The sequence below is a fragment of the Rhodoferax sp. GW821-FHT10B06 genome, from assembly GCF_059415605.1.
In genome coordinates this window covers 1-24,080 of sequence record NZ_JBWKNO010000007.1, presented here as the reverse complement: position 1 = coordinate 24,080, position 24,080 = coordinate 1, and the positions used below count along the sequence as shown (strand labels likewise).

35 protein-coding genes are annotated in these 24,080 nt (G+C 59.4%); 14 read left to right on the top strand and 21 right to left on the bottom strand.

Annotation, left to right across the window (positions count from 1 at the left end):
* Nucleotides 1–28: 28 nt before the first annotated feature.
* The gene (gene ompR / locus AC07O2_RS12765) at nt 29–760 is read right to left on the bottom strand and encodes an osmolarity response regulator transcription factor OmpR (protein ID WP_490594065.1); all 732 of its coding nucleotides are present in this window, start codon (nt 758–760) and stop codon (nt 29–31) included.
* Between the two features lie 193 nt (nt 761–953).
* On the opposite strand from ompR, the gene AC07O2_RS12760 reads away from it, so the two are divergent.
* Both AC07O2_RS12760 and arfB read left to right on the top strand, forming a co-directional pair.
* A complete protein-coding gene (locus AC07O2_RS12760) occupies nt 954–1,685 on the top strand; it encodes an SIMPL domain-containing protein (protein WP_495076121.1) in 732 nt (243 codons plus the stop codon).
* Entirely contained in the window at nt 1,685–2,101 is a 417-nt protein-coding gene (arfB, locus tag AC07O2_RS12755; protein ID WP_495076120.1) for an alternative ribosome rescue aminoacyl-tRNA hydrolase ArfB, read from the top strand. Before AC07O2_RS12760 ends, arfB begins: the two co-directional genes overlap by 1 nt.
* Before the next feature lie 10 nt (nt 2,102–2,111).
* Here the strand turns inward: arfB and AC07O2_RS12750 are convergent, their stop codons facing one another.
* The 4 genes from AC07O2_RS12750 to AC07O2_RS12735 all read right to left on the bottom strand — a co-directional run bounded on the left by AC07O2_RS12750 (nt 2,112) and on the right by AC07O2_RS12735 (nt 4,680).
* The gene (locus AC07O2_RS12750; protein ID WP_495076119.1) at nt 2,112–2,909 is read right to left on the bottom strand and encodes a UDP-2,3-diacylglucosamine diphosphatase; all 798 of its coding nucleotides are present in this window, start codon (nt 2,907–2,909) and stop codon (nt 2,112–2,114) included.
* A 7-nt stretch (nt 2,910–2,916) separates the two neighbouring features.
* Nucleotides 2,917–3,423 (bottom strand): peptidylprolyl isomerase, encoded by a 507-nt coding sequence (locus AC07O2_RS12745; protein WP_495076118.1) that lies wholly within the window; start codon nt 3,421–3,423, stop codon nt 2,917–2,919.
* A 71-nt stretch (nt 3,424–3,494) separates the two neighbouring features.
* On the bottom strand, nt 3,495–4,073 hold the full coding sequence (locus AC07O2_RS12740; RefSeq protein WP_495076117.1) for a peptidylprolyl isomerase: 579 nt from the start codon (nt 4,071–4,073) through the stop codon (nt 3,495–3,497).
* A 64-nt stretch (nt 4,074–4,137) separates the two neighbouring features.
* Complete coding sequence (locus AC07O2_RS12735) at nt 4,138–4,680, bottom strand: tetratricopeptide repeat protein (protein ID WP_495076116.1); 543 nt, start codon at nt 4,678–4,680, stop codon at nt 4,138–4,140.
* Nucleotides 4,681–4,871: 191 nt separating this feature from the next.
* Here AC07O2_RS12735 and cysS point away from each other — a divergent pair, with 191 nt between their 5' ends.
* The 3 genes from cysS to AC07O2_RS12720 all read left to right on the top strand — a co-directional run bounded on the left by cysS (nt 4,872) and on the right by AC07O2_RS12720 (nt 8,021).
* Nucleotides 4,872–6,248, top strand: coding sequence for a cysteine--tRNA ligase (gene cysS / locus AC07O2_RS12730; protein ID WP_495076115.1), 1,377 nt, complete (start codon nt 4,872–4,874; stop codon nt 6,246–6,248).
* A gap of 48 nt (nt 6,249–6,296) precedes the next feature.
* Nucleotides 6,297–6,965: a DNA-3-methyladenine glycosylase family protein gene (locus tag AC07O2_RS12725; RefSeq protein ID WP_495076114.1), complete on the top strand. Its 669-nt coding sequence runs from the start codon at nt 6,297–6,299 to the stop codon at nt 6,963–6,965.
* 78 nt (nt 6,966–7,043) lie between these two features.
* Nucleotides 7,044–8,021 (top strand): acetyl-CoA carboxylase carboxyltransferase subunit alpha, encoded by a 978-nt coding sequence (locus AC07O2_RS12720; protein WP_495076113.1) that lies wholly within the window; start codon nt 7,044–7,046, stop codon nt 8,019–8,021.
* 64 nt (nt 8,022–8,085) lie between these two features.
* On the opposite strand, the gene AC07O2_RS12715 is transcribed toward AC07O2_RS12720, so the two are convergent.
* Entirely contained in the window at nt 8,086–9,501 is a 1,416-nt protein-coding gene (locus AC07O2_RS12715; RefSeq protein ID WP_495076112.1) for a phospholipase D-like domain-containing protein, read from the bottom strand.
* Between the two features lie 128 nt (nt 9,502–9,629).
* Here AC07O2_RS12715 and AC07O2_RS12710 point away from each other — a divergent pair, with 128 nt between their 5' ends.
* A complete protein-coding gene (locus AC07O2_RS12710; RefSeq protein ID WP_495076111.1) occupies nt 9,630–9,815 on the top strand; it encodes a hypothetical protein in 186 nt (61 codons plus the stop codon).
* A 23-nt stretch (nt 9,816–9,838) separates the two neighbouring features.
* Here the strand turns inward: AC07O2_RS12710 and AC07O2_RS12705 are convergent, their stop codons facing one another.
* The 6 genes from AC07O2_RS12705 to AC07O2_RS12680 form a co-directional block, all read right to left on the bottom strand.
* A complete protein-coding gene (locus AC07O2_RS12705; protein ID WP_495076110.1) occupies nt 9,839–10,108 on the bottom strand; it encodes a hypothetical protein in 270 nt (89 codons plus the stop codon).
* A gap of 70 nt (nt 10,109–10,178) precedes the next feature.
* Nucleotides 10,179–10,943 carry an amino acid ABC transporter ATP-binding protein gene (locus AC07O2_RS12700; protein ID WP_495076109.1) on the bottom strand — a complete coding sequence of 255 codons (765 nt, stop codon included), beginning with the start codon at nt 10,941–10,943 and terminating at the stop codon, nt 10,179–10,181.
* Nucleotides 10,927–11,580, bottom strand: a complete 654-nt coding sequence (locus AC07O2_RS12695; RefSeq protein WP_495076108.1) for an amino acid ABC transporter permease — start codon at nt 11,578–11,580, stop codon at nt 10,927–10,929. The genes AC07O2_RS12700 and AC07O2_RS12695 overlap by 17 nt, the downstream gene beginning before the upstream one ends.
* Before the next feature lie 17 nt (nt 11,581–11,597).
* Nucleotides 11,598–12,269: an amino acid ABC transporter permease gene (locus AC07O2_RS12690; protein WP_495076107.1), complete on the bottom strand. Its 672-nt coding sequence runs from the start codon at nt 12,267–12,269 to the stop codon at nt 11,598–11,600.
* Between the two features lie 96 nt (nt 12,270–12,365).
* Complete coding sequence (locus AC07O2_RS12685; protein ID WP_495076106.1) at nt 12,366–13,157, bottom strand: transporter substrate-binding domain-containing protein; 792 nt, start codon at nt 13,155–13,157, stop codon at nt 12,366–12,368.
* Nucleotides 13,154–13,933 carry a GntR family transcriptional regulator gene (locus tag AC07O2_RS12680; protein ID WP_495076105.1) on the bottom strand — a complete coding sequence of 260 codons (780 nt, stop codon included), beginning with the start codon at nt 13,931–13,933 and terminating at the stop codon, nt 13,154–13,156. Before AC07O2_RS12680 ends, AC07O2_RS12685 begins: the two co-directional genes overlap by 4 nt.
* Nucleotides 13,934–14,100: 167 nt before the next feature.
* Between AC07O2_RS12680 and AC07O2_RS12675 the strand changes: the two genes are divergently transcribed.
* The gene (locus AC07O2_RS12675; RefSeq protein WP_495076104.1) at nt 14,101–15,087 is read left to right on the top strand and encodes a diguanylate cyclase domain-containing protein; all 987 of its coding nucleotides are present in this window, start codon (nt 14,101–14,103) and stop codon (nt 15,085–15,087) included.
* On the opposite strand, the gene AC07O2_RS12670 is transcribed toward AC07O2_RS12675, so the two are convergent.
* The 7 genes from AC07O2_RS12670 to AC07O2_RS12640 all read right to left on the bottom strand — a co-directional run bounded on the left by AC07O2_RS12670 (nt 15,084) and on the right by AC07O2_RS12640 (nt 19,319).
* Nucleotides 15,084–15,446: a PilZ domain-containing protein gene (locus tag AC07O2_RS12670; protein ID WP_495076103.1), complete on the bottom strand. Its 363-nt coding sequence runs from the start codon at nt 15,444–15,446 to the stop codon at nt 15,084–15,086. The two genes, AC07O2_RS12675 and AC07O2_RS12670, sit on opposite strands and share 4 nt — an antisense overlap.
* A gap of 38 nt (nt 15,447–15,484) precedes the next feature.
* Nucleotides 15,485–15,724 carry an HNH endonuclease gene (locus AC07O2_RS12665; RefSeq protein WP_495076102.1) on the bottom strand — a complete coding sequence of 80 codons (240 nt, stop codon included), beginning with the start codon at nt 15,722–15,724 and terminating at the stop codon, nt 15,485–15,487.
* A 115-nt stretch (nt 15,725–15,839) separates the two neighbouring features.
* Complete coding sequence (locus tag AC07O2_RS12660) at nt 15,840–16,259, bottom strand: hypothetical protein (protein WP_495076101.1); 420 nt, start codon at nt 16,257–16,259, stop codon at nt 15,840–15,842.
* A gap of 200 nt (nt 16,260–16,459) precedes the next feature.
* Nucleotides 16,460–17,713 (bottom strand): hypothetical protein, encoded by a 1,254-nt coding sequence (locus AC07O2_RS12655; RefSeq protein WP_495076100.1) that lies wholly within the window; start codon nt 17,711–17,713, stop codon nt 16,460–16,462.
* 10 nt (nt 17,714–17,723) lie between these two features.
* Nucleotides 17,724–18,473 (bottom strand): hypothetical protein, encoded by a 750-nt coding sequence (locus AC07O2_RS12650; protein ID WP_495076099.1) that lies wholly within the window; start codon nt 18,471–18,473, stop codon nt 17,724–17,726.
* A gap of 40 nt (nt 18,474–18,513) precedes the next feature.
* Nucleotides 18,514–19,044: a hypothetical protein gene (locus tag AC07O2_RS12645; RefSeq protein WP_495076098.1), complete on the bottom strand. Its 531-nt coding sequence runs from the start codon at nt 19,042–19,044 to the stop codon at nt 18,514–18,516.
* Entirely contained in the window at nt 19,041–19,319 is a 279-nt protein-coding gene (locus AC07O2_RS12640; protein ID WP_495076097.1) for a DnaJ domain-containing protein, read from the bottom strand. The genes AC07O2_RS12645 and AC07O2_RS12640 overlap by 4 nt, the downstream gene beginning before the upstream one ends.
* Before the next feature lie 429 nt (nt 19,320–19,748).
* Between AC07O2_RS12640 and AC07O2_RS12635 the strand changes: the two genes are divergently transcribed.
* The 5 genes from AC07O2_RS12635 (at nt 19,749) to AC07O2_RS12615 (ending at nt 21,562) form a co-directional block, all read left to right on the top strand.
* Nucleotides 19,749–19,979 carry a hypothetical protein gene (locus AC07O2_RS12635; RefSeq protein WP_490594091.1) on the top strand — a complete coding sequence of 77 codons (231 nt, stop codon included), beginning with the start codon at nt 19,749–19,751 and terminating at the stop codon, nt 19,977–19,979.
* 85 nt (nt 19,980–20,064) lie between these two features.
* Nucleotides 20,065–20,232, top strand: a complete 168-nt coding sequence (locus tag AC07O2_RS12630) for a hypothetical protein (RefSeq protein ID WP_490594092.1) — start codon at nt 20,065–20,067, stop codon at nt 20,230–20,232.
* Nucleotides 20,233–20,334: 102 nt separating this feature from the next.
* Complete coding sequence (locus AC07O2_RS12625; protein WP_495076096.1) at nt 20,335–20,574, top strand: hypothetical protein; 240 nt, start codon at nt 20,335–20,337, stop codon at nt 20,572–20,574.
* Between the two features lie 2 nt (nt 20,575–20,576).
* A complete protein-coding gene (locus AC07O2_RS12620; protein WP_495076095.1) occupies nt 20,577–20,954 on the top strand; it encodes a DOPA 4,5-dioxygenase family protein in 378 nt (125 codons plus the stop codon).
* A 2-nt stretch (nt 20,955–20,956) separates the two neighbouring features.
* Nucleotides 20,957–21,562, top strand: a complete 606-nt coding sequence (locus AC07O2_RS12615) for a DUF2242 domain-containing protein (RefSeq protein ID WP_495076094.1) — start codon at nt 20,957–20,959, stop codon at nt 21,560–21,562.
* Between the two features lie 7 nt (nt 21,563–21,569).
* On the opposite strand, the gene AC07O2_RS12610 is transcribed toward AC07O2_RS12615, so the two are convergent.
* Both AC07O2_RS12610 and AC07O2_RS12605 read right to left on the bottom strand, forming a co-directional pair.
* On the bottom strand, nt 21,570–21,938 hold the full coding sequence (locus AC07O2_RS12610) for a thioredoxin family protein (RefSeq protein ID WP_495076093.1): 369 nt from the start codon (nt 21,936–21,938) through the stop codon (nt 21,570–21,572).
* A gap of 39 nt (nt 21,939–21,977) precedes the next feature.
* On the bottom strand, nt 21,978–22,883 hold the full coding sequence (locus AC07O2_RS12605; protein WP_495076092.1) for a LysR family transcriptional regulator: 906 nt from the start codon (nt 22,881–22,883) through the stop codon (nt 21,978–21,980).
* Between the two features lie 80 nt (nt 22,884–22,963).
* Here AC07O2_RS12605 and AC07O2_RS12600 point away from each other — a divergent pair, with 80 nt between their 5' ends.
* Both AC07O2_RS12600 and AC07O2_RS12595 read left to right on the top strand, forming a co-directional pair.
* The gene (locus AC07O2_RS12600) at nt 22,964–23,305 is read left to right on the top strand and encodes a protocatechuate 4,5-dioxygenase subunit alpha (RefSeq protein WP_495076091.1); all 342 of its coding nucleotides are present in this window, start codon (nt 22,964–22,966) and stop codon (nt 23,303–23,305) included.
* Between the two features lie 2 nt (nt 23,306–23,307).
* On the top strand, nt 23,308–24,080 hold a 773-nt coding region (locus tag AC07O2_RS12595; RefSeq protein ID WP_495076090.1), incomplete at its 3' end, for a class III extradiol dioxygenase family protein.

Sequence of the window (24,080 nt, the reverse complement as noted above, 5' to 3'; positions counted from 1 at the left end):
CGGTCCGCGGAGTTTTTCTCAAAATGGATTAACCCGCACCATCGGGTACGAATACATAGCCCACGCCCCATACGGTCTGAATGAAACGGGGGGCCGCAGCATCCACTTCCACCAACTTGCGTAGGCGGGACACCTGCACGTCCAAGCTGCGATCGAAAGGCTCGAATTCGCGGCCACGGGCCAGCAATGCCAGCTTTTCGCGTGACAGCGGCTGGCGCGGGTGACGGACCAGGGCCTTGAGCATGGCGAATTCACCGGTGGTCAGGGGGAGTTCTTCACCGTTGCGGTTCAAGGTGCGGGAGCCCAGGTCGAACGCAAACGGGCCGAAATTGATGATTTCGTTGTCTATCGATGGAGCTCCGGGCGCTTCCTTGGTCGGGCGACGGCGCAATACAGCATGGATGCGGGCCAGCAGCTCACGCGGGTTGAAGGGCTTACCCAGGTAGTCGTCTGCGCCTACTTCCAGGCCTACGATACGGTCAATGTCCTCGCCTTTGGCGGTCAGCATGATGATGGGCGTGCGGTCATTGCTGGCACGCAGGCGGCGGCAAATGCTCAAACCGTCTTCGCCGGGCATCATCAAATCCAGCACAATCAAATCGGCCGTGTCGCGCAACATGATGCGACTTAATGCTTTGCCGTCTTCGGCCAGCATGACTTCAAAGCCTTCTTGCACCAAGTAGCGGCGCAGCAAATCGCGAATTCGGGAGTCGTCATCGACAACCAAGATCTTGTCGGGTCGGCTGGCAGTCTGGTTCATAGTCCGTGTACTGTAAATATGTAACAAGGGGGGATTCTGCAGTGTGTAACAACGGAAAATCCTGGATAACGGTGGCTTCTGACAGACTGTTACAACTTTTGCAGGCCCTTAGCGGCCTGGTTTTGTAGCATTTTCACCAAAAATGGGATGTGCTTTTCGGCCCGATTTTCGATATCCACACCCCAAGGAAACAATGCAAAAAATCCCATTAATTGCTACTAAATTTATAGCTGCAAGCCTATTTGTAATATGCGTGCGCCCGGTATTTTCTCATGAGTCAACGAGTGTCGCCCCGCTTCACAATGTGGTGCAGTTGTCTGCCAGTGGTGCAGTGGAAGTTCAGCAGGACTGGCTGACCGTTGTGTTGGCAACCAGCCGCGACGGTGCGGACGCCGTTGTTTTGCAAAATCAGCTGAAAGTGGCCCTGGATAGTGCATTGGTCGAGGCCAAGAAATATGCCCAAGCCGGCCAACTGGACTTGCACACGGGCAATTTCAGTTTGTCGCCGCGCTATGGCAAGGACGGCAAAATCCAGGGATGGGTGGGCACAACCGAGTTGGTGCTGGAAGGACGAGACTTCAGCCGCATCGCCAGCACTGCCGGCAAGATCAATACTTTGACTATGTCGAATGTGGCTTTCAGCCTCAGCCGCAGCCAGCGAGCACAAGTCGAGGGCGATGCGCAATTACTCGCCATTGAGCAGTTCAAATCCAAAGCCCGGGACATCGCCAAGGGTTTTGGTTTTAGCGGCTACAGCTTGCGCGAGGTTTCTGTGAACACCAATGACACCGGTCCCACACCCCGTATGCGTCCCATGGCCATGAGTGCCAAATTGATGGAGGCCGATATGCCAGTGCCAACCGAGGCCGGCCGCAGCACCGTGCAGGTGACGGTGTCAGGTGCCGTCCAACTGACGGGGCCATGATGCATTTCCGTCCCCTGGCCATCGATCCAGCGGAGGTCGAACTCACGGCCATCCGTGCCCAGGGGGCAGGCGGGCAGAACGTCAACAAGGTGTCGAGTGCGGTACATCTGCGCTTTGACGTGCGGGCGTCCTCATTGCCGGAGGATGTCAAGGAGCGCCTGCTGGCATTGCGGGATGTCCGCATCACCCAGTTGGGGGTGGTGGTGATCAAAGCCCAGCAGTACCGCAGCCAGGAGCAGAACCGGGCCGAGGGCCTGCAGCGTTTGCAGTCCCTGGTGGAATCTGTGGCGGTAGCCCCCCGCGTACGTCGAGCGACCAAGCCTACCTACGGCTCGCAGCAACGCCGGCTAGAGGGCAAGGGGCTGCGTTCCAGTACCAAGGCACTGCGCGGCAAGATCCGTGATGGATCGTTGTAGCCAACAGGTCCTAAGCGATCTGGATGCGTACCAGGCCGTTAAATGAAATACGCAAGGCATCGCCACGCGGGGGCGTGGTGTCGGCGTCCCAGTCGCTAAGCACCCAGCGCTCCAGGTCCGTGCCCAGTGCATGTTGCGCCGGCCGGTGGGTATGGCCGTGTAATAACACCCGGGCGCGTGCCGCGGCCAGCCATTGGCAGGCTGCCGGGCCATCCACGTCGGCGTAGACCACGCCGCTATGTTTGCGGTTTTCGCTCTGGCTGCGGATGTTGCGGGCGATTTGCTGGCGCTGCGCCAGAGGCTGTGTCAGAAAATTGCTCTGCCAGGCGGGGCTACGCACCATTGCTCGGAACTGTAGGTAGTCCACATCGTCCAGGCACAAGGCATCGCCATGGCTAAGCAGCCAGCGTTGCCCGGCGAACTGCAAGACCGTAGGGTCGTCCAGCAGGGTCAGCTGGCAGGCATCGGCAGCCCGCTGCCCGAACAGAAAGTCCCGGTTGCCGTGCATGAAGAAAATCGGGCGTTGTTGGGCGGCTGCCTGTAGCACCTGGAGGCAGGTCGCATCGAACCCTGTTGGATCGGCGCCCACACCGTCGTCACCCACCCATACTTCAAACAAGTCACCCAGAATGAAGACGGCATCGGCCGTGGTGCTTGCCATATAGCGTTGCCACGCAGCAAAGGTGGCCGGCTCAGCGGCCTGCAAATGCAGGTCTGAAATGCAATCGACCGTGCGCCAGTGGGCAGGAGCTAGCAGCTCGGCCACTGGAGGCACGGTCGATGCTGGCGCGATGGAGGTCGGCGCCATGCAGTCCTTACAGCGCGACGGCTTTTTCGATGACCACGTCTTCCACGGGCACATCACCGTGGCCGCCGCGGTTACCTGTCTTCACTGCCTTGATGCCGTCCACAACTTCCGTGCCGGACACGACCTTGCCGAACACGGCATAGCCCCAGCCGGAGCTGGAGATTGCGGTGTGATTCAGGAAGCCGTTGTTGGCCACGTTGATGAAGAACTGGGCCGTAGCCGAATGCGGATCGCTGGTGCGGGCCATGGCAACGGTGTAGTTGTCATTCTTCAAGCCGTTATTGGCTTCGTTGTCGATAGGGGCGTCCGTACCCTTTTGCTTCATGCCGGGCTCGAAGCCACCGCCCTGGACCATGAAGCCAGGAATCACGCGGTGGAACACGGTGTTGTTGTAGTGGCCCTTGGCCACATAGGCCAGAAAGTTAGCGACCGACTTGGGGGCCTTTTCCTGGTCAAGTTCAAGGGTGATGACGCCGCGGTTGGCGATGTGGAGTTCGACTTTTGGGTTGCTCATGGCAGGTTTTCCTTATGGAGGTTGAAAGCGCTTTCGTGATCCCGGGGCGCCTGGCAACCCGGGCGGGAAAGTTAGAGAGGAGTGGCAGTACGGATGCTGATGGTGGTCACGGGAACGTCCTGGAACGGTCCCTTGCTGGCGGTAGCGCTGGTGCGGATCTTGTCAATCACGTCCATACCCGACACCACTTTGCCAAACACTGCATAACCGTAGCCGTCCGGCTGGGGGGCGTTCAGGTTGCTATTGTCTTTGACATTGATGAAAAACTGGGCGGTGGCCGAGTTGGGGTTGCCGGTACGCGCCATGGCAATCGTGCCACGGTCGTTCTTCAGCCCGTTATTGGCCTCCAGCGGAATGGGCGGGCGGGTAGGCTTTTGCTGTAAGTCGGGGGTAAAGCCGCCGCCCTGGACCATAAAGCCGTCGATCACACGGTGGAAGATGGTGCCGTCGTAATGTTTGTCTTGCACGTATTGCAGGAAGTTCGCCACGGTCTTGGGTGCTTTGTCGGGGTAGACCTCGACCACGAAGTCGCCGACGGAGGTGGCAAATTTGACCCGGGGTGCGTCGGCGGCAAATGCTGGAGCGGCGAGGGCACAAGCCCAGATGGCACCGGCAGTCAGCCAGGCGCGCTTGGAAGTAGAAAAAGCCATCATGTAGAAATGCTATGCAAAAAGGGCGCTGCAGCCTCATGAGACTGCAGCCGTGAACGCAGAGTTACTTTGCTTTGGGGGCGGCAGTGGGTGTCAGCACATCTTTCAGCAAAGCGACTTTTTTGGAGGCTTGCGGATTGTTGGCATTCAGCTGCAGCGACTTGCTATAGGACTGGCTCGCCAGCTTGGCGTAGATATCGCCCAGATTTTCATGGGCGGTGGCGTAGTTCGGGTTGATGCGGACCGCCATTTCCAGGGCCGTACGGGCCTTGTCGAAATCGTTCTGTCCGGCGTACAGCACGGCCAGATTGTTATAGGGCTCGGGCAGTTCGGGGAACTCCTGGGTGAGCTCCGTCAGGGTGGTGATTGCATCGGCGGGGTGGCCTGCTGCGCTTTGCACCGAAGACTTCAAGAAGCGCATTTGCGGGTCCCGTGGCTTGACAGCCAGGTACAGGTCTACTTTGGCCTGGGCCTCTGTCAGTTTGCCGGTGCGTAGCAACTGGTTCACATCGCTGTAGTCATCCGCGTAAGCTGCCGATGTCGCCACCAGGGCGCCAACAGCCAGCACGCGTAGCACAGTAGAAAAACGGAACTTTGGGTGCAGCATAGGGCCTCTTGAAAAGCATGCGAAGACAGGCCCAAACGAGGGCTATATACTCGGAAGATTGTAGCCCAGGGGTTTCGCAATAACGGACCCGCCCCCACCCAGGCGCGGATTTCAAGCTGCCTCCCTTGTCCAGTGTTACCCAGTGAAAAGCCCGCAGGACCACCATGCGTCCTGCGCCAACCCTAGATTCCATGAGTTTGCGCATATACAACACGCTTTCGCGTGCCACGGAAGAGTTTTCGCCGATCGAGCCAGGCCATGTGCGCATGTATGTATGCGGCATGACGATTTACGATCTGTGCCACATCGGCCATGCCCGCATGATGATGGCGTTTGACGTTGTGCAGCGTTGGCTGAAGGCTAGCGGCTTGCGCGTGACTTATGTGCGCAACATCACCGATATCGACGACAAGATCATCGCCCGCGCAGTGCAGCGCGGCATCACCATCCGCGCCCTGACCGACGAGATGACCCTGGCCATGCACCAGGACATCGGCCTGCTGGGTATAGAGCCGCCCAGCATCGAACCGCGTGCAACGGAATACGTGCCGCAGATGCTCAATCTGATTGGCATGCTGGAGCAGAAAGGCCTGGCCTACCGCACGCCGCAAGGCGATGTGAACTACGCCGTGCGCAAATTTCCGGGCTACGGCAAGTTGTCCGGCAAGTCGTTGGACGAACTGCATGCAGGTGAACGCGTGGCGGTACTGGACGGCAAGGAAGATCCCCTGGACTTCGTCCTATGGAAAGCCGCCAAACCCACCGAGCCCACCGACGCCAAATGGGACAGTGACTTCGGCCCCGGCCGCCCCGGCTGGCATATTGAATGCTCGGCCATGTCCTGCCAGACCCTGGGTGAAAGCTTCGACATCCACGGCGGTGGTGCCGATCTGCAGTTTCCGCACCACGAGAATGAAATCGCCCAGAGCGAAGGCGCGTCGGGCAAGCCCTTGGCTCGCTTCTGGGTGCACAACGGTTTTGTCCGGGTGGACAACGAGAAGATGTCCAAGAGCCTGGGCAACTTCTTCACCATCCGCGACGTGCTGCAGAAGTACGACGCTGAAACCCTGCGTTTCTTCCTGGTGCGTACCCATTACCGCAGCCCGTTGAATTACAGCGATGCGCATCTGGACGATGCTCGCACCGCTCTGAAACGCCTGTACACCGCACTCAGCCTGGTCGAACCCGAAGTGCCCGCACAGATCGACTGGACCCAGCCGTTTGCTGCCCGTTTCCAGGCCGCCATGAACGAAGACTTTGGCACGCCGGAAGCCCTGGCCGTGCTGTTTGACCTGGCATCCGACGTGAATCGCAGTCAGTCGCCAGCGCAGGCCGGCCTCTTGAAGGCCCTGGGTGCGACCCTGGGCTTGTTGCAGGGCAGCGCCAAGGCCTTTTTGCAGGCCGGTGCCGGTCTGGACGATGTCGCCATCAAGGCGCTGATTGTCCAGCGCGCGGAGGCCAAGGCCGCCCGCAACTTTGCCGAAGCCGACCGTATTCGCCAGGAGCTACTGGCCCAGGGCATTGCCCTCAAGGACTCCGCCAGCGGCACGACCTGGGAGGCAGCGTAGTGCTTTTTTTGCGAATGATTTCGCCCGTTGGCGCAAGTGGAATGTGCGATGGCTGCTACTAAAAAGATAGTAAAAGACAGCCCTACCGTATTCACTCCGGCCTACTGGGCAGATGCCCGCAAGCATCTGGTGAAAAAAGACCGGGTGATGAAGCGCTTGATTCCCCAGTTTGGCGATGTCTGCCTAGAGACCCGGGGTGATGCCTTCACCACACTGGCGCGCAGCGTCGTGGGCCAGCAGATATCGGTCAAGGCGGCGCAAACGGTGTGGGGCAAGTTTGTCAAACTGCCTGAACAGATGGTTCCACAGAGCGTGCTCAAGCTCAAGGTGGACGATATGCGCGCCGCCGGCCTGAGCGCGCGCAAGGTGGAATACCTGGTGGACCTGGCCCTGCATTTCGATGCCGGCAAGCTGCATGTCCAGGCCTGGGAGGATATGGACGACGAGGCCATCATTGCCGAGCTGGTGGCCATACGCGGCATCGGCCGCTGGACGGCCGAGATGTTCCTGATCTTCCACATGATGCGGCCGAATGTGCTGCCGCTGGACGATGTGGGTCTGATCAGTGGTATCAGCCAGAACTATTTTTCGGGCGACCCCGTCAGCCGTAGTGACGCGCGCGAAGTGGCTGCCGCCTGGGCACCGTACTGCAGCGTGGCAACTTGGTATATTTGGCGGTCTTTGGCCCCGGTGCCTGCTGCGGACGCGGCGAAATAAACACCTACTAGCTTTCAGGACTGGGGCGCGATGCACCTCCAGTCCTGAAAGTTATCTCACTACCTTAGGAGAATGACCTTGGCAAAAAGAACATTTCTGGATTTCGAGCAGCCGATTTCCGACCTCGAAACCAAGATCGAAGAGCTGCGCTATGTGCAGACCGAGTCTGCCGTGGATATTTCGGAAGAAATCGACCAGCTCAGCAAAAAGAGCCAACAACTCACCAAAGACATTTACAGCAACCTCACGCCCTGGCAGATCACCAAGATCGCCCGTCACGCCGAGCGTCCCTACACGCTGGACTATGTCAACGAAATCTTCACCGACTTCGTCGAGATGCACGGCGACCGCCACTTCGCCGATGACCTGAGCATCGTGGGCGGCCTGGCGCGCTTCAACGGTACGGCTTGTATGGTGATTGGTCACCAAAAGGGCCGCGACACCAAGGAGCGCGGCCTGCGCAACTTCGGCATGACCAAGCCCGAGGGTTACCGCAAGGCGCTGCGTCTGATGAAGACCGCCGAGAAATTCAAGCTGCCGGTGTTCACCTTTGTGGATACCCCCGGTGCCTACCCCGGCATTGACGCGGAAGAGCGTGGCCAGTCCGAAGCCATTGGCCGCAATATCTACGAGATGGCGCAGTTGGAAGTGCCCATCATCACCACCATCATCGGCGAAGGCGGCTCTGGCGGTGCGCTGGCGATCTCGGTGGGCGACCAAGTGGTGATGCTGCAGTACTCCATCTATTCCGTCATCAGCCCTGAAGGTTGCGCCTCCATCCTGTGGAAGACCTCTGAGAAAGCCGGCGATGCAGCCGACGCCCTGGGTATTACCGCGCACCGTCTCAAGGCCCTGGGCCTGGTGGACAAGATCGTGAACGAGCCCGTGGGTGGCGCCCACCGTGACCACAAGCAGATGGCCGCCTTCCTCAAGCGCGCCTTGAACGATGCGTACCGCCAGGTCAGTGATCTCAAGGTCAAGGAACTGCTGGACCGCCGTTACGACCGCCTGCAAAGTTACGGCCGCTTCACCGATACCAAGGCCGAAAGTAAATAAGCAAGTAAGCCGCAATTACCTGCATGCATGCCCTGGTGGACCTGTTCACCAGGGCATTTGTCCTTTAGAGCTGAAAAGCTACCCAGCGCACCGCCGCTTCCAGTAGTTCGCGCGCCAGGCCGGGAGCGCGTGGTTTGTAGGGTTTGGTATTGGCCAGCTGGTGTTCGATCCATTGGGCGAAGGTCTGCACCACGGGCGCATCGTAAAAGGCCACCATCAGTTCGTAATTGAGGAACAGGCTGCGCTCGTCCAGATTGGAAGAACCCACCAGTGCCATGTCCTCATCGATGAGCACGGCCTTGGCGTGCACCATATGCGGCGATAGCCATATGTGAGCCCCTGATGCAGCGAGCTCGCGAAGCGCGGCGTGGCGCGCAATATCGGCCAAACGGTGGTTGGAATGGGCGGGTATCAGCAGGGTCACGGTCACGCCGCGTCGGGCTGCCAGGGCCATGGCCACGAGCAGGGTCGAGTCGGGCACGAAATAGGGCGTTACTGCCAGTATGCGGCTTTTGGCTGTGAAGCAGGCCGACACCAGCAGCGTATAGACCGTGTCTTCGGTCTGGTCCGGACCACTGGGCACCAGGCGGGCCCGTGAGCCCGTAGTGTGGGCGAGACTTGTTGTGGGTGGCGGTGCGGCTTCGGTTACGCCGGTGATGGCGAAGTTCCAATCTCTGTCGAAGCGTTGTTGCGCCTGCTGCGCCAGGTCGCCGCGCAGATCAAAACTAAGGTCTATCCAGACCGGTTTGCTGCGGAAGGTCTGGGTCGACCTGGTGTCGCCCTCGAAGTACTCGGCCGCCAGATTGCGCCCTCCACACCACAACCACCGCCCGTCGGCTAGCACCATCTTGCGGTGGTTGCGCAGATTGGTACGCCCGCGCAAGGGGGAGCGCAACGGCGGTACGAACAAGGCCACCTGAACACCTGCCGCGCGCAGCTTGTTCAGCTTGACGGGGCCACCCAGATAGCGCCCTATGCCGTCTAGTAGCAGCCGTACCTGGATGCCTTCACGGGCGCGCCGCACCAGCAATTCGCAGATCTCATCGCCCAGCACATCCTTGCCCAAAACGAAGGTACAGATGTCCAGGCGCTGGTGCGCGCCGTGGATGCCCATCCGAAGGGCATCCAATGCCTGGCTGCCATGCGCGTGCACGGCCAATTGGCTAAACGAGGCCGCGTCACCCAGGCTCAGTGCCCTGGCCAGCCGCTCGGCCTCGGCGGGCGGGGCATTGTGGCTGGATGGGGTTGTAGGCGGCCTTCTCAGGCGCTTGGGACTGACAACTTTTCGGCTGCCAAATACCAGATACAGCGGCAAGGCCACATAGGGCAGAAGCACCAGGGAGACCACCCAGGCGATACCCGCGGACGGATGGCGGCGTTGTTTCAGCGCGTGTGAGCCTGCAGCGTAAATGCCCAGGCCCAGCAGGGCGATCAGGCCGTGCAGGGTAATCCATTGGCGGGCGAATATGTCGTGGAGCACAGCTTGTGTAAGACCGGTTTCAGGCCAGGTAAAGACGCTACAAAGTTATACACAGTCTAGTGCGTACCCGGTTGCAATCCCGCGCAAACAGGTTTGCAATAGCCCATGGCTACGTGAAAGGAGACGATATGCGAACCGAACTTCTGCAACCCGCTGCCACCATCGTCGCAGCACTGATCAATAAGGAGGCCGACCGCAGCTCCACGGGCCACCGCCTAAGCTGCCAGGAGCTGCTGGTCGCCACCTACCGCAAACTCGAAGCCGCGGTGGAGCAGATAGAACAGGAAGACAGCAACAAACACCGGCGTGAGTAGCCGGTAGGAACCGGGCCGATGGTCTAAAGCTGCCGGCCCGCCTTGTCCAGCCACATCTGCAGGCTGTCGTGCAGGTCGGTGTGGCTGAACGAGCAGCTTTCTTCACTGAACAGGGCGCTGGATTCCAGCCGATCCAGCAGGCCCAACAACACCTCGCCGTAGCGCGGGGGCAGGGCGGCCAGCAAGTCCGGGCATTGCCGTGCGGATTGACTGAACGCGTGGATGTCCAGGCTTGCATTGCGCAAGGCGTCCAGGCTTTGTTGCAAGCCGGCAAGTTCAGTGCGTGCGCTCATCGATTTGAATAAAAAGTGGCCCTGGCGCAGATTCTATCTGCGCAGGTAGCTACTAAATATATAGCAATTTTCAGTCGTGCAGTGAGGACAGGAACTGCTTCAGCTCTGGCGTTTGCGGGTTGCCGAACAGCTCATTGGGTGGCCCCATCTCGTGTACACGGCCCTGGTGCATGAAGATCACGCGGTCGCTGACTTTGCGGGCAAAGCTCATTTCGTGGGTCACCATCAGCAGGGTCATGCCCTCGTCGGCCAGGCTTTCCACTACGCGCAGAACCTCGCCCACCAGCTCGGGGTCGAGAGCGGAGGTGATTTCATCGCATAGCAGCACAGCCGGCTCCATGGCCAGAGCCCGGGCAATTGCCACGCGCTGCTGCTGGCCGCCAGAGAGCTGGTCGGGCCAGGCGTCGAACTTCTCGGCCAGGCCTACGCGGGCCAGCAGCTTGCGGGCCTGCTCCATGCCGGGTGCTTCGGCCTGCTGCTTCACCAGGCGGGGAGCCAGCATCACGTTCTTGCCAACCGTGAGGTGGGGGAACAGATTGAAGCCCTGGAAGATCATGCCCACGCGCTGGCGCAGTGCACGCATGGCCAGGGCGTTGTCATGCAGCAGGGGCTTGCTGTCTACGGTGAGCGAGCCGCTCTGGAATTCCTCCAGCCCATTGATGCAGCGCAGCAGTGTGCTTTTGCCTGAGCCGCTTTTACCGATGATGGCTATCACCTCGCCGGGCTGGACTTGCAGGTCGATGCCCTTGAGCACCTCGTTGCTGCCAAAGGATTTACGCAGGCCCTTGATTTCGACGATCGCGGGTGCGGACACGGGTTTAGCGACGGGCTGCATGCAGCTTCCTTTCAAGCATCTTGGCGTACAAACTGACGGGGAAACACAAAATGAAATACAGCAGAGCCACGCAGCTGTAGACCACAAAGGGTTTGAAGGTGGCGTTGGTGATCATGGTGCCGGCCTTGGTCAGCTCGATGAAGCCGATCACCGAGGCCAGGGCCGTGCCCTTGATGACCTGCACCAGGAAACCCACGGTCGGGGCGATGGCGATCTTCACCGCCTGGGGTAGCACCACGTAGCGCAGGCGTTCACCAAAACTCAAGGCCAGGCTGGCTGACGCCTCCCACTGCCCCTTGGGGATAGAGGCCACGCAGCCGCGCCAGATTTCGGTCAGAAAGGCGCTGGTGTACAGCGTCAATGCGGTGGCGGCTGCCACCCAGGCGCTGGTATTGACGCCAAACAAGGCAATGCCAAAGTAGGCCAGGAAAAGCTGCATCAGCAGCGGCGTACCCTGGAACACCTGCACATAGGCGCCTACGGCCTTATCGACGCCTTTGACCTGGCTGAGCCGGGCCACCAGCAGCAGTGCGCCGACGATGCCGCCGCCGATGAAGGCCATCAGCGACAGGCCAACCGTCCAGCGCGCAGCCAGCAGCAGGTTGCGAAAAATATCCCAAACGGAAAAATCAACCATGTGTAGATCCTTGGGGGTTAGCGGCCAAACACGAAGCGTGGGCCCAGCCAATTCAGCAGCTTGCGCATGGAGACCGACAGCGCCAGGTAGATGGCAGTGGCGATGATGAAGGCCTCGAACGCGCGGAAATTGCGGCTCTGGATCAGGTTGGCCGCGTAGCTCAGTTCTTCGGTAGAAATCTGTCCGCACACCGCCGAGCCCAGCATGACGATAATGATCTGGCTGACCATGGCCGGCCAGACCTTTTTCAGGGCAGGCGGCAGCACCACCCGGGTAAATATCTGCAGGCGCGACAAGGCCAGGCTCATAGCAGCTTCGATTTGCCCCTTGGGTGTGGCGTCGATGCCGGCGCGGATGATTTCCGTGGCGTAGGCGCCTAGGTTGATCACCATGGCCAGCACCGAAGCCACCTGGGGCGATAGCTTGAAGCCCAGCGCGGGCAAGCCGAAAAAGATGAAGAATAGTTGCACGATGAAAGGCGTGTTGCGGATCAGCTCCACATAGGCTCCCACCAGCCATTTGAGGGCCAGCGGCGCGGGTGCATTCTGGCTGCGCACCCAGGCGCAGGCGATGCCAACCACGGCGCCAATCAGCGTGGCCAGCAGCGTCAGCAGCAGCGTCCAGCCCACGCCCTTGAGCAGCAGCGGCCACTGCTCCAGCACAGCAATAAAGTCAAATTGGATGCGCATGGGCTGCCTCCGAGGATGGTGTTAGCTGGGGTCACGCGCCTCAAAGGCGCGCGGAATGGACGATGGGCTTGCCCCACATAAGGCGGGGCGGCCTATTTACTGCGGCAGATCGCCAGCGGGGCGGCCCAACCAGCGCACGGCCATCTTGTCGATGTCGCCGGATTTCTTGGCGTCGGCGATGATTTCATTCACCTTCAGGCGCAGCTTGTCTTCTCCCTTGGCCACGCCGATGAAGTTGGGAGAGTCTTTCAATAGCAGCTTGTATTCGGTGCCCAGCTGCGGGTTCTTGGCCATCAGGTTGCCGGCTACCGAGGCGCCCGTGGCAATCACCTGCACCTGCCCGGAGACGAAGGATGAGACGGTGACGTTGTTGTCTTCGAAGCGTTTGATGTCGGTACCGGCTGGGGCCAGCTTGGTCAGCTCCTGGTCTTCGATGGCACCACGGGTTACGCCGACGCTCTTGCCGTTCAGGTCGGCAAAGCTCTTGATGGCCAGGGATTTGGGTGCGAACACGGCCTGGAAGAAGGGCGAGTAGGCGGACGTGAAGTCGATCACTTTTTCACGCTCTGGGTTTTTGCCCAGGGTGGAGATCACCAGGTCAGCCTTTTTGGATTGCAGGTAAGCGATGCGGTTGGCGCTGGTAACGGGTGCGAGTTCGATGGCCACGCCCAGCTTGGCGGCAATGTAGTTGGCCATGTCCACGTCCAGGCCCTGGGGTTTGAGGTCGGTACCGACAAAGCCGTAGGGAGGGAAGTCGGTGGGAATGGCGATGGTGATCTTCTTGGCCTTCATCACGTCGTCCAGCGCCGTTTGGGCGTGGGCACCCAGGCTGGACAGCAGGGCGATGGTGACAAGGCCCAATTGGAAATGGCGGCGAGAGGTGGTCATAGCAAAGCTCCTAGGTAGGTGGATGGGTCTTCGGTGGGGTTCGCAGGTTTTTTGCGAGTTTTCAATGATCTTGTATGCAAGACTTGTGCCTCAGCGGCGAGGGCCGGCTTGCCTACCGGCGCCAGGGCGTCGCGCAACTGTGCCAACGGGTCGGCGTTTACGGGCAGCTTCAGCGCATGTTGAACGCTGCCGATGTGGGCTGCCATCAGGGCCTCGGCGCGGGCGATATCGCCTTTTTCGAGGGCGCTGACAATCTGTACATGGTCCTCACAGGACTGGGCAGCGTTGTGTGAGGACTGGTACAGCATGGCGATCAAGGTCGTGCGCGCGGTGTAGTCGCGCAGCGTGTCTGCCAATAGTGTGTTGCCCAAGCATTCGGCCAGGCAGACGTGAAAGTCGCCCAGCAAGAAGCTGCGCGTGCCAACGTCGCTCCCTTCCACGGCCGCCTGCTCTTGCTTGAGATGCTGTTTGAGCCGTTTCAGTGCGGGCTTTTCAATACCTTGCAGGCTGCGTATCAAGCCGGTTTCGATAACGCGGCGGGCTTCGAAGGCTTCTCGTGCTTCTTCTTGCGAAGGCTCGATCACATACCAGCCCCGGCGTGCGCTGACGGTCACAATGCCGCGCGCAGCCAGGTGGGTCAGCGCCTCACGCACGATGGTGCGACTGCAATCGAACAGCATGGCCAAAGGTTGCTCGCCCAAGCGGGAGCCAGGGGCCAGCTTTTGCGCCATCACGGCTTCGATAATGCGTTTGCTGATGTCGGATGCGGTGCTCATGGCTGCATATCATGCAGCATTTGTGCCAACTGGTATGCAAGATCGGTGCACCTATTTGGTGTGCCCTACCTATTTAATCCGTGCTTGGACGGGTCTATCTTGGTGCCAACGGTGTTGGCGTGGGATTTGCGATAGTTCTAAGATGGTGTTTTATTGAAAGGCCCACCATGTCGTTGCTGTATTACGGTAGCGCGCTGCTTTTGCTGTGCGCCTGTGGTGCTTGGGCTTTGTACGGGCTGCACAGTAGGGAGGTTGGGGGGCTGCGTTTGCGCTTTAATGCGGTGGCACGCAGCTCGGCGGACGCCATCTGTTTGGAGGATGCCCAGGGTGTGGTGCAGTACTGGAGCCCGGGTGCGGTAGTGATATTTGGTTATACCGCCAAGCAAATGTTGGGACAGCGCAGTCAGATTCTGGTGCCCGTGGACCGCCTGGAAGAAGAAGAACAGCTGCGCAGCCATGCAACTGAATCGGTTCAAACCCTGGAAACCGTGCGCCTGCACCAGAACGGCAGCCTGATTCCGGTGGTCATTGCGGCGACCGCCATGCTGGACGCCCGCGGGCAGCTGGTGGGCTTGTCCAGGGTGGTGCGTGACACTTCGATGCAAAAGCTGGCGACCGACTTGGTGCGCACCATGTCGATGAACGACGCCTTGACCGGCCTGCCCAATCTCAGCCTGCTGCGTGACCGCCTATGGCGCGCCCAGTTGCACAGCAACCGGCAGCGAAGTTTCTTTGCTGTGCTGTATGTGGACCTGGACCAGTTCAAGCAGGTCAACGACAAGCACGGGCACGCCATTGGCGACAAGCTGCTGGTCGAGGTAGCCGTGCGCATGATGGCGGCCATACGCCAGAACGATACAGTGGCTCGTCTGGGGGGCAATGAGTTCGTGGTGCTTCTGGAAGATCTGGGTGTCGAGGAGGTGTTTGCGGTAAATCACGTCAATGCCGTGGCAGACAAGGTGCTGGATCTGCTGGACCGCGACTATCTGCTGGGCGATTTGCGTCTGCGTTGCACGGCCAGCATCGGTATCCATTTGCTGCAGGGCGGCAATGGCAGCGTGGACCAGATCATCAAGGCCGCGAACACGGCCATGCGGGTGTCGCGCCAGGGGCGCCAGTCGGTGGCGCTAGGCGTTTTTCGGGGAAAGGTTTAAGACAGCATCAAGGCCTTGAACTCGCGGTCCAGCAACGCGGGGTCTGTCAGGTTCAGCTCTATCAGGCGACGCAGATGGGTCATGCTGTCCAGATCGATACTGCGACACATCAGGCCGATATCGTTGCCGTTGATATGTGCCACCTCAGTAGACATGGCGATATGCGCTTCGAGCTTGGCCAGCGGGATGCTGAGCTGGCTGAACATGCCTACCCGGATTTCGGCCGGAGCGGCCAGGCGTACCAAAGCACCCTTGAAGGACAGGTCCAGTACCTCTACCTGATGGCGGGCCATTGGCGTGGTCAGAAATGCCGGGGCATCAAAAGACACGCGCATGAATTGGCGGCGCTCGTTGGACATAGTTGTCTCCTTAATCGGTCCGGTGATTTTGCGCCAAATCAGGCGCCGTCCAACGGGTTTGCGGGCTTTTTCGCATGGCGCTGGTGGTTGCAGTGGTCGTGGCTGATAGCCAGGTTTTCCTGGTGGCTGCTGCCACCCTCGCTCAGCGGCTGGATATGTTCCAAGGTAGCAGCCCCGGGCGCCACATGTTCGCCGCATACCCAGCAGGGCACCTGGCCGTGCAACTGGCGGGCCACAATGTTGTAGATTTTTATGCGGGTGTGGCCAAGTCGGCTCATGCGGCGCCTGCGCTGGAATAGGTGGAAAAACGAGTATGGGCTGAAATGCCCGAGGATGCTATGTAGTTTATAGCGGCTGGTGCAGGTACTGCTTGCGCTGGAGGCCGAAAAGACCTCAGGCCTGTAGATCGATGCCGCGGGGTGCGCCTTGTAAGCGCTGGAACACGTTCAGCGTTTTGGACAGGCTGTGCACGCTTTGCAGGTCGTTGCGGTTGCGCGCGTCGTCAATACCGGTTTGCAAGCGGGCAATGATGTTGTTGGGTTGGTCGTAGATTGACGGGATCTTGCCGTGAAAATTGGTTTTGCTGGACGCTGTGGGCATGGTATCGGCCAGGGTGACGGTGTCTTCCTGGTCCAACTGACCCCTGCTGACCAGTTCACCCACGGTTTGACCCAGCTGGGAAGGGGTGATGCTGGTGAAGTCGTAGGTCGAGGATGCGTTATTGGAGCTGGTGCGGCTGGTTGATGCCGTATCGGTATAGGCGGCAGACAGCGCAGCAGCACCCGCCTTGCTGACCGGCGTTGCAGCGTACATATTGCCGCTTGCACCCATAACCCTCATATACGCCTCCATTGAACTTGCCCTCAGTCTCAACGAAATACGCCCAACCAATTTCTGGATGAACGCCGGAAAACGCCCCTATTTTAACTTTCGGACCGTTGTAATCAACTATCAAAAATAATAGCGCTCTGCGCAAGCATCACTTGCGCGAGGCCAACAAAGCATGTTTGTTTTTAGGTCGGCTTGCCTGCTTTTGCAAGCTTGGGCGCGGCCTTGACCAGATTGCAATGCAATTTCAGTGCCGCCATGGCTTCCACCAGGCGGGTATCGCGCTCGTCGTTCAGGTCGCGTTCGGTCTCTGCGACAAAGTTTTGCCACAGCGTCTGGTAGTCGTTGTGGTTCTCGTGCGGCGCATATTCGCGGATGAAGTCAGTGGCCAGCTGGGGCTGGTAGCTGCCTTTGCGGATTTTGCGCACCAGGCTGGCGGCCGCCGTTTCGGTCAGCGTGGTCTTGCGCGCCACACCGGCGGCAATGCACAGGAAGAGGGTGATCAACGAGCTGTCGTCGGTATGCCGCTGGGTTAACTTCAGCCACTGGTCGGAGATGGCCCGGTCCAATTCGCTGACATCTTCCACGCCTTCGTCCAGCCAAAAATAGCGGCCCATGAAGTTCAGCGACTGGATAAACAGTTTGCGCGGCTTTACCGAGGCGTCCAGTACCTTTGGCAGATCCTGCTCCACCATAGACTCCAGCGTGGCCTGCAGTACCGGACGCAGGTGGGTAGGGGCATCCTTGGGCATGGCAAGGTCTACCGGTTTGCCGGCTTCGGCACGTTTGCGCAACAGATTCACCACGGTTTCGAACTGCGGCCAATTCGGCATCAAGCTGCGACCGGCTGCCAGGGACAGCAGGCTGGTGCGGATGACGGCCTCCGAGTCGGTATCGGCAGCCTGCAGCTCGCGTCGTGCCACGCCCAATTTCTGGGCCAGCCAAAAGGCTGCGTCCAGGCGGGTCTGGATGGCTTCGCGCTTGGCCAGTTCCTGCTGGTATTCGGGCAAGGTCTTCAGCGTCCATTTGGCCAGCACCGGGATCATTTCGTCGCGGAAGCCGACGCTATCGATCATGCTGAAGTGGGTGTTGTCCGGCATGGACAGCAAGCCCTTGAGCATGTCGGAGCCAGCCTTGGAGCGCGACAGAAAGGAGTTCTCCCGCAGCAGCTCGGCCGCTTGGCGCAGGTCGCCGGCGCAGTCCTGCTCCAGATGCAGGCTGACCAGGTTGACCATGCGCTCACGCGACTTTTCCAGCTCCGGCCGCAGAAACTCAGTGCCAAAGTAGCGCGCGATCTGCACCATGCCCTTGGGCGCATCGTTGCGGATGGACTCAAGCTTGGCGTCGTCGATCAGTCCGTTCTGCAGGCCAAAGCGCAGCGCTTTCTCGAAGAAAGGCCGGTGGTCGTAGATCGAGATGCCGGCACTGGTTTCTTGCATGGTCATGGGCTTAGATCGCCGATTCTTCGTCGGGGTCCGCGGCTTTGCGCTGCGAGCCTTCGCCTTCGCCGTGGGTTTCGCGGAAGGGCGTGTGGCCACCCTGGTGCAGGCTATCGTCTTCGTCTTCGGATTCTTCCTCGAAGGCCTTGACACGGGCCCGCAGTATCACCATCACCTCGATCAGGATGTCAGGGCAGTCGTTGCGCAGCAGCCAAGTGAATTCCATCCAGTCGTGGTCGGCGATCTCGTCGCGGTCCACCTTGGCCTCGTTGTACATCTGCACGACCAGCTCGCCTTCGGACAGCACGGCGCCGGTGTCTTCCGATGCTTCGAAAGTACCGGTGCGCAAAAAGCTCTCCACCCGGCCCCAATGGTCGGCCAGGTAGTCGGCCAGGGCATCGCAACCACCTTCGCGTTCGCCAATGGCGCGCAGGAATTCAACCGGGTCGTTGTCATCCCGGAAGATGACCGAATTCATCATGCCGCGCAGGTGGGCGTGGGTCAGGTCCTTGTACTGCTTTTCGATGACCACGGCGCGCGAGAACTGCTCGGGCGTGACCAGCAGGTTGATGACCGAGTCCTTAGACGGGTCGTATTCGCGTATCACCGCCAACAGGTCTTTCGGAGGCAGTTGGTCCAGTGCCAGCACCAGGGCCTGGTCGCCTTCTTCGTCGGCCAGTTCCACCAGGGCGGATTCGGCGCCAACGATGTCTCCGGCCAGGATCAGGCTTTGGGCTTTGACGATTGCGGGGTAATGCATGGGTAGGGCCTTTACTCTTTACTCAACAGACTTATCTTGCTCACGCTTTGGGCGGCTTCGGGTCGAAGCCTTGCTCCTCCATCCAGGCGGCGCCGGCATCTTCGCGGTCGCGGGCGTCCTGCTCTTCGGGGTCGAAATCTTCTTCATCATCCTCGGGCTCGTCCACGGCGGCGCCGCGGTCATCGGCTCGGGTGTACAGGTATTCCAGGCAGGCGGCGACGGCCAGAAAGCGCTCCCCGGTGGGCTCTTGCAACACGCGTGCGGCCAGGGTCTTGGCCCAGGGGGCCAGTTGGATGGTTTGTGAGAGTTTTGCCCAGTCGGGAAACTCTTCAGGTTCTTGCGCGACCAGCAGATCCATGGATTTGGTGTTGGAGAAGCTGAAGCCCTGGTGGAAGGCGGTGGCCAGCATTTCAGGACTGTCGTCCATCATGTGGACCAGAAAGTCCACCTGGCTGCGTTTTTCCTTCAGGCGCTTTTCCAGCACGTTCTTGCCTTCGGAGTCGGACACCAGGTCGTCCATTTCCGCGTCGTAGGCGCGGGCGTGGTCGGCAAAGTAGCGGGAAAGTTTCATTTCAGGGCCTCATTCAGGTAGTTGTGCCAGATGCTGCGGGCGGTATCCAGCGGGTCGTCCAGCAGGCCGCGGCGGCGGTTGTCGTCATACGTCTTGCGACGCTCCTCGTCGGACAGCACCTCGTAGGCGGTTTGCACCGCACGGAACAGCTGGGGCGCGTCGGGGGAGGCGTTGCGGTCCGGGTGGTACTGCGAGGCGCGCAGCCGAAAGGCTTTTTTGATCTCGGCCAGCGTGGCGGCACTGGACAGCCCTAGCGCAGCATAGTGGTCTTGCATGGTTTTTCTTCACAAAAAAAGACAGCCCACATGGCGGGCTGTTTTTACATCTCGGCGCAAGCGCGCGGATGCAGGATTTTACCCGCTACAGAGCATGTGGGGGCCGGTGCAAGAATGCCAAGCCGTTTGCACGCGAAAAATGCTGTCGGTGCAGATAAATACTTCGCTGGGTGCTATCGAAAATGCAGCATTGGCGTCGCAGATCAGGACGCCAGCTCAGGTGGTCTGCTTATGAACATATCCAGCCTGAAATGGAAGGCTGCGACCCGGCAGATGTCCCTAAAGTTGAGAATGAACAAGAGCCTGCTATATGCCCACACACACCCTTATTCCGAAGGAGGACATCATTCAGGAGGATAATGTAGCCTCCTGTGTGGCCTGCGTGCCGTATGACTATGCCTCAGGGCATCCCGATAAAAGGTTTTATCCATGGCGAAAGCTGAATCCAAAACTGCCATGCTGGCCGACGGACTGCGTTACAAGTCCAAGGCTTCCGGCTCGCCCTTTGCGGCTGCTGCGTCGTTTGGTGGCGCCACCATGTCGTGCTTTTTGTGCGGCAAGCACCGTACCCGTTCGCTGATGGGTACCCGCAAGGTGCTCGGCAAGTCCCAGGCGGTTTGCTCTCCATCGTGCCAAGCGATGGATGAAGCCGCCAGCTAAATCCAACACCTGACCCCTGTTATGGCAAACTGCATTCGCGGTTGTGGCCTAATTGCGGGTTAACCAACTTTAAATGGAGTAATTGATGGCTAAAGAACCCCGCACCGAAGCAGAGCGTCGCGCTTCCCCCAAGCCCACGCCACTGCCCGGCTACACCAACCCCGTCAGCCGCGGTCAAAAGCGCAGCCTGGAACGCGGTGTTGCAACACGCAGCAAGAAAAACCCTGGCAAGCGTCCACACAAGGGCGGTTAATAATCCATCCAGGTGGCAACAACGCCGCGTAGGCGGGCCTGTATGGGTCGCCTACGCGGCGTTGTTGTTTCCGGTCGATCAATTTCAAGCAAAATCAGCCCCATGGTCAAACACAAATCCGGTCCTAGCGAATGGGTGACGAAAATGCTGGCGCTGATCCGCAGTGGCAATGCGACGGCGGCAATTGCACAAATCAAGGCCGCGCACAGCGCCAAGGATGTGGCTCAGCTGCGCACGCAGCTGCAACTGCCTAATGCACCCGCGCGGCATCCCAACGTCGATACAGCGCTGGACGAGCAGGCTGTGGCATTGGCCAGCCCACGGCTGCACCGGGCGCCTTAACCATGGCTGAAGTCGATACGCCGCACATTCGGGGCTTTCACGCCCATGTGTATTTCGACGCCAGCACGCTGGAGCAGGCCCGTGCCCTGTGCCTTGAGGCTGCCAGCAAGTTCAAGTTAGCGATGGGGCGGGTGCATGAGCAGCCTGTAGGGCCGCACCCTGACTGGAGCTGCCAACTCGCATTTGCTCCCTCGGTATTTGCCGAGTTGATCCCTTGGCTGGCGTTGCATCGGCGCGGCTTGGTGGTGTTCATCCACCCCATCACCGGTAATGATCTTATTGACCATCGGGACTATGCGATGTGGATGGGCGCAGTCCGGCCGCTGAACTTGTCGGTACTTTCAGGCTCGGACACTACCTATGAGCTTCCTGAAGATTAACGATGCCGACTTCTAAGCATTGGGTTCTATGGCTGCTGGCAGCTGGTGGTTTGGGTGCCTTGGCAGGATGCTCGCTCCCCATGCGGTCCATTCCACAGCAAGAAAACTTCAACTCCAAAGGGCAGTTTTCTCGTATGTTTGATGCCTCGCCTGCGGAAACTTGTGAGGCCGCTCGGAGGGCTTTGCTGAGCCAGGGCTACATCATCTCAGCCGCGAGCAAGGAACTGATTCAAGGGCAAAAAAGCTTCCAGCCTGAAAACGAAATTCATGTACAGGTGGATATTCGCGTGGTGTGTGTCTCAGAAAGCAAAAACGGCCGCATCAGTCTGGGTTTTGTGAGCGCGCTGCAAGACCGTTACGCATTGAAAAAGACCAACGCCTCCGCCAGTCTGGGGGTGGGTGCACTAGGGTCGTTTTCGCTGCCACTAAGCTCAAGTAGCGACGCCATGGTTAAGGTCAGCAGTGAAACTATCGCTTCTGAAACGTTCTACGATAGCTTTTTTTCCTTGGTGCAGCATTATCTGGTGCAAGACCAGGAAGACGATGATGACGACGAGCCCGCTGTCAAGCCTGCAACAAAACCACCCAAAGCGGGTGTAGAACACTGAGTCTGGGTTAGGTCAACGCGCGCAAACGCTGCGCTAGCGCGGCCACTGCGGATTTCGCTGGGGCTGGAGACGCAGGCGCCTCCAGTTGCGCCTGGATTAGGCGGTGTAAGGTTTCGACCTGTGGCGTGACACTGCCAAAGAAGCGCACCTGCTGGTCGACCAGAACCAGCAGGGTGGGGAAGTTGTCTACCTCAATCGGGTCTACCAGATCGGCCTGGTCTTCTATATCAATCCACACAAATTCGGCGCCGGGAAAGCTGGCCTTCATCTGCTCAAACCGGGCCTGGTATTCGCGGCAGCTGCCGCACCAATCGGCACACAGGCAAGCCACCCATAACGAAGAGTTGCTTACTATGGATTTAATAGCTTGTGACATAGATTCTGATTGCGCTAGCGGGTGATTTTAGGTCGAAGTTTATGGCTGCAATACTTCTATGGCGATGGCTTCCAGGGACCGGCGTAGCCAGCGTTGTACCGGGTCATGCTGGTGCCGCAAATGCCACAGCATATACATGGGCAAATTGGGGCAGGGCAGTGGTAGCGCGCAACTGTTGAAGTCGCGCAGCATAGCCCGGCCCAGTAGCCCCGGCATGGTGGCTAGCCAGGGGCTGCCCAGCAGAAAGGCGGCTATTCCAGCAAAGCCTGGCACGGTGACCGCCATACGGCGTTGTATGCCCTGTGTTTGCAGCCAATGGTCTATGTCTAGTGTGCGGCGCGGCTGGTACAGCACGCTCACATGCTCGCTGGCCAGGTAGTCAGCCAGCGTGTTCGGTGCGGCACGCGCGGTCGCGTCATAAAACACCCGGTAGGGCGTTTCAAACAAGCGTTTTTGTACGATGTCCGTGGCATCGGGAGGTCGGGGGGACAGTACCAGTTGGCAGCTGCCATCGCGCAGCATTTCCGCGCTGGGTACGCCCGAGGGAATGGTGTGCAAACTCACCATGGGTGCTTGCTGGCGCAGTTTGCGCAGCAGCGGGGGGAGCAGCAGATCGCGCTGCATATCGTTGGCCGCGATGGTGAAACGGACTTGCAGGGCAGCAGGGTCAAATTGCTCGGCGGTGGCGAGCCTTTGCATATCTTCCAGCAATAGGCGAGCTGGCTGGGCCAGAGCTTCGGCCCGTGCGGTGGGGACGATGCCACGCCCCGACTTCACGAACAGCGGGTCGCCCGTAATGCCGCGCAGCTTGTCGAGCAAATGGCTGACGGCCGATTGCGTCACACCTAGGCGTTGGGCGGCACGGGTGACCGAGCCTTCTTCCAGTACCGCCAGCAGCAGTTGCAGCAATTGGCCATCCATGTGTGAGTAATCGAATTTGCTCATGGGTTTGATCTTAATTATCGACTTTATTGAATGTGTGGCGGCGGGAATACTTCCCATCACCCACTTCACAGGAGACAACCATGGTCCACGTCGATATACCCGGCACCACCTTGTTTGATGGCGTCCAGGCCCGCAAGGGCTACGCACTAAACAAGATGTGCTTTTCGTTCAATACCGCCGAAGCCCGTGCAACTTTTCAGCAGGACGAGGAGGCTTATATGCGGGCTTTTGGCTTGAATGCCGAGCAGGCCGAGGCGATTCGCCAGCGCAATGTGCTGGCACTGATAGAGACCGGGGGCAATGTCTACTACCTGGCCAAATTTGCGGGCATCTTTGGCCTGGATATGCAGGACATAGGTGCACAGCAAACTGGTTTGAGCAAAGAGGCCTTCAAGGCCCGTTTGCTGGCAGCGGGAGCTTGACCATGGCACATATCGTTGGCGCTATCACCGCCTCCCACGTACCGGCCATCGGCCGTGCGATTGCCAAGGATCTGCAAAACGATCCTTACTGGAAACCATTCTTTGACGGTTTTCCACCCGTGCGCCAGTGGCTCAATGAAGTCAAACCCGATGTGGCCGTGGTCATCTACAACGACCATGGTTTGAACTTCTTTCTGGACAAAATGCCAACTTTCGCAGTGGGTGCGGCATCCACGTACCGCAATGCGGATGAGGGCTGGGGCCTGGCTGATATGGCACCGTTCCAGGGCAACCAGGATCTCTCGTGGCATTTAATCAACAGCTTGGTGAGCGAAGAGTTCGATATCACCAACTGCCAGGAGATGCTGGTAGACCATGCTTTTTGCTTGCCCATGGCACTGCTGTGGCCGGATGCAGATGCCCAGGGCTGTTGGCCCGTCACCACCGTGCCGGTGTGTTTGAACACGGTGCAGTTCCCGCTGCCTACCGCCGCGCGCTGTTACAAGCTGGGCGAAGCCATAGGACGGGCCGTGGCGTCCTGGGACAGCGACGCCCGGGTGGTCATCATCGGCACCGGTGGCCTGAGCCATCAACTCGACGGCCAGCGCGCTGGCTTCATCAACAAGGCATTTGATTTGCAGTTCATGCAGAGCCTGGTCAGCGATCCGGCCTGGGCGACCCGCTTCAGCATCCATGAGTTAGAGCGGCTAACAAAAGCGTGTCATCGTCAAATGCACATCGTGCGTTTGACGCGGGATGGGAAAGAACAGAAACA

Coding starts and splice junctions, on each gene's coding strand:
- AC07O2_RS12750 (WP_495076119.1), bottom strand. CDS start 2,909: ATGGCGCCGACCTCCATCGCGCCAGCATCGACCGTGCCTCCAGTGGCC.
- arfB (WP_495076120.1), top strand. CDS start 1,685: ATGCATTTCCGTCCCCTGGCCATCGATCCAGCGGAGGTCGAACTCACG.
- AC07O2_RS12690 (WP_495076107.1), bottom strand. CDS start 12,269: ATGCGCATCCAATTTGACTTTATTGCTGTGCTGGAGCAGTGGCCGCTG.
- AC07O2_RS12685 (WP_495076106.1), bottom strand. CDS start 13,157: ATGACCACCTCTCGCCGCCATTTCCAATTGGGCCTTGTCACCATCGCC.
- AC07O2_RS12600 (WP_495076091.1), top strand. CDS start 22,964: ATGGTCCACGTCGATATACCCGGCACCACCTTGTTTGATGGCGTCCAG.
- AC07O2_RS12735 (WP_495076116.1), bottom strand. CDS start 4,680: ATGCTGCACCCAAAGTTCCGTTTTTCTACTGTGCTACGCGTGCTGGCT.
- AC07O2_RS12620 (WP_495076095.1), top strand. CDS start 20,577: ATGGCTGAAGTCGATACGCCGCACATTCGGGGCTTTCACGCCCATGTG.
- AC07O2_RS12670 (WP_495076103.1), bottom strand. CDS start 15,446: ATGTCCAACGAGCGCCGCCAATTCATGCGCGTGTCTTTTGATGCCCCG.
- AC07O2_RS12710 (WP_495076111.1), top strand. CDS start 9,630: ATGCGAACCGAACTTCTGCAACCCGCTGCCACCATCGTCGCAGCACTG.
- AC07O2_RS12760 (WP_495076121.1), top strand. CDS start 954: ATGCAAAAAATCCCATTAATTGCTACTAAATTTATAGCTGCAAGCCTA.
- AC07O2_RS12680 (WP_495076105.1), bottom strand. CDS start 13,933: ATGAGCACCGCATCCGACATCAGCAAACGCATTATCGAAGCCGTGATG.
- ompR (WP_490594065.1), bottom strand. CDS start 760: ATGAACCAGACTGCCAGCCGACCCGACAAGATCTTGGTTGTCGATGAC.
- cysS (WP_495076115.1), top strand. CDS start 4,872: ATGAGTTTGCGCATATACAACACGCTTTCGCGTGCCACGGAAGAGTTT.
- AC07O2_RS12725 (WP_495076114.1), top strand. CDS start 6,297: ATGGCTGCTACTAAAAAGATAGTAAAAGACAGCCCTACCGTATTCACT.
- AC07O2_RS12665 (WP_495076102.1), bottom strand. CDS start 15,724: ATGAGCCGACTTGGCCACACCCGCATAAAAATCTACAACATTGTGGCC.
- AC07O2_RS12650 (WP_495076099.1), bottom strand. CDS start 18,473: ATGCATTACCCCGCAATCGTCAAAGCCCAAAGCCTGATCCTGGCCGGA.
- AC07O2_RS12705 (WP_495076110.1), bottom strand. CDS start 10,108: ATGAGCGCACGCACTGAACTTGCCGGCTTGCAACAAAGCCTGGACGCC.
- AC07O2_RS12635 (WP_490594091.1), top strand. CDS start 19,749: ATGGCGAAAGCTGAATCCAAAACTGCCATGCTGGCCGACGGACTGCGT.
- AC07O2_RS12615 (WP_495076094.1), top strand. CDS start 20,957: ATGCCGACTTCTAAGCATTGGGTTCTATGGCTGCTGGCAGCTGGTGGT.
- AC07O2_RS12610 (WP_495076093.1), bottom strand. CDS start 21,938: ATGTCACAAGCTATTAAATCCATAGTAAGCAACTCTTCGTTATGGGTG.
- AC07O2_RS12675 (WP_495076104.1), top strand. CDS start 14,101: ATGTCGTTGCTGTATTACGGTAGCGCGCTGCTTTTGCTGTGCGCCTGT.
- AC07O2_RS12740 (WP_495076117.1), bottom strand. CDS start 4,073: ATGGCTTTTTCTACTTCCAAGCGCGCCTGGCTGACTGCCGGTGCCATC.
- AC07O2_RS12625 (WP_495076096.1), top strand. CDS start 20,335: ATGGTCAAACACAAATCCGGTCCTAGCGAATGGGTGACGAAAATGCTG.
- AC07O2_RS12640 (WP_495076097.1), bottom strand. CDS start 19,319: ATGCAAGACCACTATGCTGCGCTAGGGCTGTCCAGTGCCGCCACGCTG.
- AC07O2_RS12695 (WP_495076108.1), bottom strand. CDS start 11,580: ATGGTTGATTTTTCCGTTTGGGATATTTTTCGCAACCTGCTGCTGGCT.
- AC07O2_RS12605 (WP_495076092.1), bottom strand. CDS start 22,883: ATGAGCAAATTCGATTACTCACACATGGATGGCCAATTGCTGCAACTG.
- AC07O2_RS12660 (WP_495076101.1), bottom strand. CDS start 16,259: ATGTACGCTGCAACGCCGGTCAGCAAGGCGGGTGCTGCTGCGCTGTCT.
- AC07O2_RS12630 (WP_490594092.1), top strand. CDS start 20,065: ATGGCTAAAGAACCCCGCACCGAAGCAGAGCGTCGCGCTTCCCCCAAG.
- AC07O2_RS12655 (WP_495076100.1), bottom strand. CDS start 17,713: ATGCAAGAAACCAGTGCCGGCATCTCGATCTACGACCACCGGCCTTTC.
- AC07O2_RS12745 (WP_495076118.1), bottom strand. CDS start 3,423: ATGAGCAACCCAAAAGTCGAACTCCACATCGCCAACCGCGGCGTCATC.
- AC07O2_RS12645 (WP_495076098.1), bottom strand. CDS start 19,044: ATGAAACTTTCCCGCTACTTTGCCGACCACGCCCGCGCCTACGACGCG.
- AC07O2_RS12700 (WP_495076109.1), bottom strand. CDS start 10,943: ATGCAGCCCGTCGCTAAACCCGTGTCCGCACCCGCGATCGTCGAAATC.